Raw genomic sequence first — 4,861 nt, forward strand, 5'->3', positions numbered from 1 at the left:
GGTAGGGGCGGCGGGGGCGGAATCAACACCGTGAAAAGCCCTACGGCGTTGTCAGTCCCCCGGCGTACCCTGGAAACCGCCAGACCGCCCCCGTGGCGGGCGAGTCGCATCGAGGAGGACGAGCAAGGCCTACAGAGCCGGCCCATGACTCAAACACCCACAGCTCACACCCCCGCGCAGGAGCAGGCGAGAGCGCAGTTCACCGTTCCGGCCGCGCACCCCATGGTGACCGTGCTGGGTTCCGGGGACCGCCTCCTGCGCGTGATCGAGAAGGCCTTCCCGGCGGTCGACATCCATGTCCGGGGCAATGAGATCAGCGCGGTCGGCGACTCCGGTGAAGTCGCCCTTGTCCAGCGCATGTTCGACGAGATGATGCTGGTGCTCCGCACCGGGCAGCCGATGACGGAGGACGCAGTGGAACGCTCGATCGCCATGCTCAGGGCGAGCGAGAACGGGGAGAGCGACGGCCAGGAAACCCCGGCCGAGGTACTCACACAGAACATCCTGTCCTCGCGCGGCCGTACGATCCGCCCCAAGACGCTCAACCAGAAGCGGTACGTCGACGCCATCGACAAGCACACCATCGTCTTCGGCATCGGCCCCGCCGGTACGGGCAAGACCTACCTCGCCATGGCCAAGGCGGTACAGGCTCTGCAGTCCAAGCAGGTCAACCGCATCATCCTGACCCGCCCGGCGGTCGAGGCGGGCGAGCGACTCGGCTTCCTGCCCGGCACGCTGTACGAGAAGATCGACCCGTACCTGCGCCCGCTGTACGACGCGCTGCACGACATGCTGGACCCGGACTCGATCCCGCGGCTGATGGCGGCGGGGACGATCGAGGTGGCGCCGCTGGCGTACATGCGGGGCCGGACCCTCAATGACGCCTTCATCATCCTGGACGAGGCCCAGAACACGAGCCCCGAGCAGATGAAGATGTTCCTCACCCGCCTCGGCTTCGACTCGAAGATAGTGATCACGGGTGACGTCACCCAGGTCGACCTGCCGGACGGGACGAAGAGCGGTCTGCGTCAGGTGCAGGACATCCTGGAAGGCGTCCAGGACGTCCACTTCTCGCGGCTGTCGTCCCACGACGTCGTACGGCACAAGCTGGTGGGCCGTATCGTCGACGCGTACGAGAAGTACGACAGCACGAACGGCACGCAGAACGGCACCCACAAGGGCGGCCGCGGCAAGGCCGGACACGGGCACAAGGGGAAGTAGACCAGCACGACCATGTCGATCGACGTCAACAACGAATCCGGAACCGAGGTCGACGAGCAGGCGATCCTCGACATCGCCCGCTACGCGCTCGCACGGATGCGCATCCACCCGCTCTCCGAGCTCTCGGTGATCGTCGTGGACGCCGACGCCATGGAGCAGCTGCACATCCAGTGGATGGATCTGCCCGGGCCCACCGATGTCATGTCCTTCCCGATGGACGAGCTGCGGCCGCCCACGAAGGACGACGACGAGCCCCCGCACGGGCTCCTCGGCGACATCGTGCTGTGCCCGGAGGTCGCCGAGAAGCAGGGCAAGGAAGCGGAGACGCAGCACACCATGGACGAGGAGCTCCAGCTGCTCACCGTCCATGGCGTGCTGCACCTGCTCGGCTACGACCACGAGGTGCCGGACGAGAAGGCCGAGATGTTCGGCCTCCAGGCGGCCATTGTGGACGGCTGGCGTGCGGAGAAGGGCCTGGACGGCCCCTCCCCGGCCCCCACCGTGTCATGAGCGCAACGCTCGTCACCGGCGCCGTCGCCCTGGTCGTCGTCGCCTGGCTCGCCGCCTGCGCCGAGGCGGGTCTCGCCCGCGTCTCCAGCTTCCGCGCCGAGGAGGCCGTACGGTCCGGGCGGCGCGGAAGCGACAAGCTCGCCCAGGTCGCGGCCGACCCCACCCGCTACCTCAACGTGGCGCTGCTCGTGCGCGTCGCCTGCGAGATGGCGGCCGCCGCGCTGGTCACGTACGCCTGCCTCCAGGAGTTCGAGAAGACCTGGCAGGCCCTGGTCGTCGCCATCGGCGTGATGGTCCTCGTGTCCTACGTCGCCGTCGGGGTGTCGCCGCGCACGATCGGCCGCCAGCACCCGCTGAACACGGCGACGGCCGCCGCGTACGTGCTGCTCCCACTGGCCCGGATCATGGGCCCCATCCCGCCCCTGCTGATCCTCATCGGTAACGCGCTCACCCCCGGCAAGGGCTTCCGCCGCGGCCCCTTCGCCTCCGAGGCGGAACTGCGCGCCCTGGTGGACCTCGCCGAGAAGGAGTCCCTGATCGAGGCCGAGGAGCGCCGTATGGTGCACTCCGTCTTCGAGCTCGGCGACACCCTCGTACGCGAGGTCATGGTCCCGCGGACCGACCTGGTCGTCATCGAGCGCTACAAGACCATCCGCCAGGCCCTCACCCTGGCACTCAGGTCCGGCTTCTCGCGCATCCCGGTCACCGGCGAGAGCGAGGACGACATCGTCGGGATCGTCTACCTGAAGGACCTGGCCCGCAAGACGCACATCAGCAGGGACGCCGAGAGCGAGCTGGTGTCCACGGCCATGCGCCCGGCCGCCTTCGTACCCGACACCAAGAACGCCGGTGACCTGCTCCGCGAGATGCAGCAGGAGCGCAACCACGTCGCCGTCGTCATCGACGAGTACGGCGGCACGGCCGGCATCGTCACGATCGAGGACATCCTGGAGGAGATCGTCGGCGAGATCACCGACGAGTACGACCGTGAGCTGCCCCCGGTGGAGGAGCTGGGCGAGGACCGCCACCGCGTGACGGCCCGCCTCGACATCGGTGACCTCGGCGAGCTGTACGGCATCGAGGCGTACGACGACGAGGACGTCGAGACGGTGGGCGGGCTGCTCGCGAAGGCGCTGGGACGCGTTCCGATCGCCGGTGCCTCGTCGGTCGTCCCCCTGCCGGACGGCCGGGAGCTGCGCCTCACCGCCGAGGCAGCCGCCGGCCGCCGGAACAAGATCGTCACGGTCCTCGTGGAGCCGATCGGGCCGCCCGGGCCCGTGGAGGAGGAGAAGGAGTCCGAATGATGGCGCAGGGTGCGGTCCGGGCGGGGGCGAAGCTCCGGTGACCCCGGCGGAGTTGCGCGCGTTCTGCCTCTCCTTCAACGCGGCCGAGGAGGACTTCCCGTTCCGCCCGGAGATCTCCGTCTTCAAGGTCCTGGGCAAGATGTTCGCCCTGTCGACGTTGGACGCGCGCCCGCTCACCGTCAACCTCAAGTGCGACCCGGAGGACGCGGTACGCCTCCGCACGGAGCACGAGGGCCTGATCATCCCCGGCTGGCACATGAACAAGCGCCACTGGAACACCGTCACGGTCGACGGTGAGCTCCCGGACCGCGTCGTCCGGGAACTCGTCGAGGACTCGTACGACCTGGTGGTGGCGGGCCTCCCACGAGCCGAGCGGCTCCGCCTGGACCGCGCCTGAGCGCACTCCTCACCGGCCCCCCGGGTCAGGACTGGGCCCGGGCTGTCTCCCGCCCGGTGCGTGACACCGTGCCCAGGCCCGCGGAGATGAACAGGGCCGCTCCGAGCACGATCGTCGCGTCCAGGGTCAGGACCAGGTGGACGCCCGGCAGGAGGGCGGAGGACGTGGTGGCGAGGACGCCGAGGAGGGGGATGCCGACGGTGATGCCGATCTGCTGGGTGGACGTCACCAGGCCCGTGGCCAGGCCCTGTTCGTCGTCGGGGACGCCCGAGGTGACCGCGAGGCCGTAGGAGATGATCGCGCCCAGGTGGCACATGCTGGCCAGGGAGACGGCGGCCGTGGCGAGCCAGACCGACCAGGTGCTCTCGTCGAGGGGCAGGAGGGCGGCCGTGAGCACTCCCTGGCCGGCGAGCCCGCCCACCAGCGTGCGGCGGGCCCCGAAGCGGCCGATGACCTTCGGGGCGTAGGCCCCGGCGACCGCCGACGCGACGCCCTGGACGCCGAAGACGAGGCCCGTCTCGAAGGCGGACAGGCCGAGGGTGTCCTGGAGGTACAGGGTCAGGACGAAGACCACCGTCGACATCATCGAGAAGGTGACCAGACCGCCCAGGTTCCCGAACGCCACCGTGCGGCGCTTCAGCATCGGGAGGGAGACCAGCGGCGACTGAGTGCGCGACTCCACCGCGACGAAGGCCACGAGGAGCAGGACGCCCACGATCAGCGTCGTGATCACGTCCGCGCCGCCGAAGCCGCGGTCCGCCGCCGTCGACAGGGCGTAGATGACGGACAGCAGACCGCCCGTCACCGTGACCGCGCCCGGCACGTCCAGCCGCGGGCGCTCCGGGGTCCGGGACTCCGGCAGCAGGCCGGGCGCCAGGGGCAGCACGATCAGGGCGAAGAGCGCGAGCAGACCCATCGTGGAACGCCAGCCGAACGCGTCGGTCAGGACACCGCCCGCCACCATGCCGACCGTGAAGCCGAGCGACAGCAGTGTGCCCGAGATACCGAGCGCGCGGTCACGGGCCGGGCCCTCCGCGAAGGTCGTGGTGAGCAGGGACATGCCGGTCGGGACGATCGCCGCCGCGCCCAGGCCCTGCAGCGCGCGGCCCGCGAGGAACGACGCCGGGTCCCAGGCGAGGGTCGCGAGCACCGAGGCCGCGCCGAACAGGGCGAGGCCGCCGAGGAACAGCCTGCGCCGCCCGTACAGGTCGCCGATCCGCCCGAAGAGCAGCAGGAAGCCGCCGGAGGGCAGCGCGAAGGCCGTGACCGCCCACTGGAGGGCGGACGTGCTCATTCCGAGGTCCTGGCCGAGGACGGGCAGTGCCACGTTCAGGACGGAGAAGTCGAGAGCGACCATGAACTGGGCCGCGCACAGGACGAAGAGGACCAGTTTGTCGCGGGTGGAGAGACGGGGGCCGGTGTCGGGGTC

At 70.0% G+C, this 4,861-nt stretch carries 5 protein-coding genes; 4 read left to right on the forward strand and 1 reads right to left on the reverse strand.

Annotated elements, in window-relative coordinates:
• Window positions 1-144: 144 nt before the first annotated feature.
• The 4 genes from FNH08_RS44570 to FNH08_RS44585 are packed head-to-tail and all read left to right on the forward strand — an operon-like array spanning window position 145 to window position 3,432.
• Window positions 145-1,221, forward strand: a complete 1,077-nt coding sequence (locus FNH08_RS44570) for a PhoH family protein (RefSeq protein WP_152777214.1) — start codon at window positions 145-147, stop codon at window positions 1,219-1,221.
• A gap of 12 nt (window positions 1,222-1,233) precedes the next feature.
• A complete protein-coding gene (gene ybeY / locus FNH08_RS44575) occupies window positions 1,234-1,731 on the forward strand; it encodes an rRNA maturation RNase YbeY (protein WP_152777215.1) in 498 nt (165 codons plus the stop codon).
• Window positions 1,728-3,035, forward strand: a complete 1,308-nt coding sequence (locus tag FNH08_RS44580; RefSeq protein ID WP_152777216.1) for a hemolysin family protein — start codon at window positions 1,728-1,730, stop codon at window positions 3,033-3,035. The genes ybeY and FNH08_RS44580 overlap by 4 nt, the downstream gene beginning before the upstream one ends.
• A 37-nt stretch (window positions 3,036-3,072) precedes the next feature.
• Window positions 3,073-3,432 (forward strand): MmcQ/YjbR family DNA-binding protein, encoded by a 360-nt coding sequence (locus FNH08_RS44585; protein WP_322726448.1) that lies wholly within the window; start codon window positions 3,073-3,075, stop codon window positions 3,430-3,432.
• Window positions 3,433-3,457: 25 nt separating this feature from the next.
• Here FNH08_RS44585 and FNH08_RS44590 read toward each other — a convergent pair.
• Window positions 3,458-4,861 (reverse strand): MFS transporter (locus tag FNH08_RS44590; protein ID WP_152777217.1); only part of this gene is annotated, 1,404 nt, incomplete at its 5' end.

The organism is Streptomyces spongiae, assembly GCF_009377185.1.
GTDB classification, from domain to species: domain Bacteria; phylum Actinomycetota; class Actinomycetes; order Streptomycetales; family Streptomycetaceae; genus Streptomyces; species Streptomyces spongiae.

Excerpts from the sequence above, each read along its gene's own strand:
- ybeY (WP_152777215.1), top strand. The coding sequence starts at position 1,234 with ATGTCGATCGACGTCAACAACGAATCCGGAACCGAGGTCGACGAGCAG.
- FNH08_RS44570 (WP_152777214.1), top strand. The coding sequence starts at position 145 with ATGACTCAAACACCCACAGCTCACACCCCCGCGCAGGAGCAGGCGAGA.
- FNH08_RS44580 (WP_152777216.1), top strand. The coding sequence starts at position 1,728 with ATGAGCGCAACGCTCGTCACCGGCGCCGTCGCCCTGGTCGTCGTCGCC.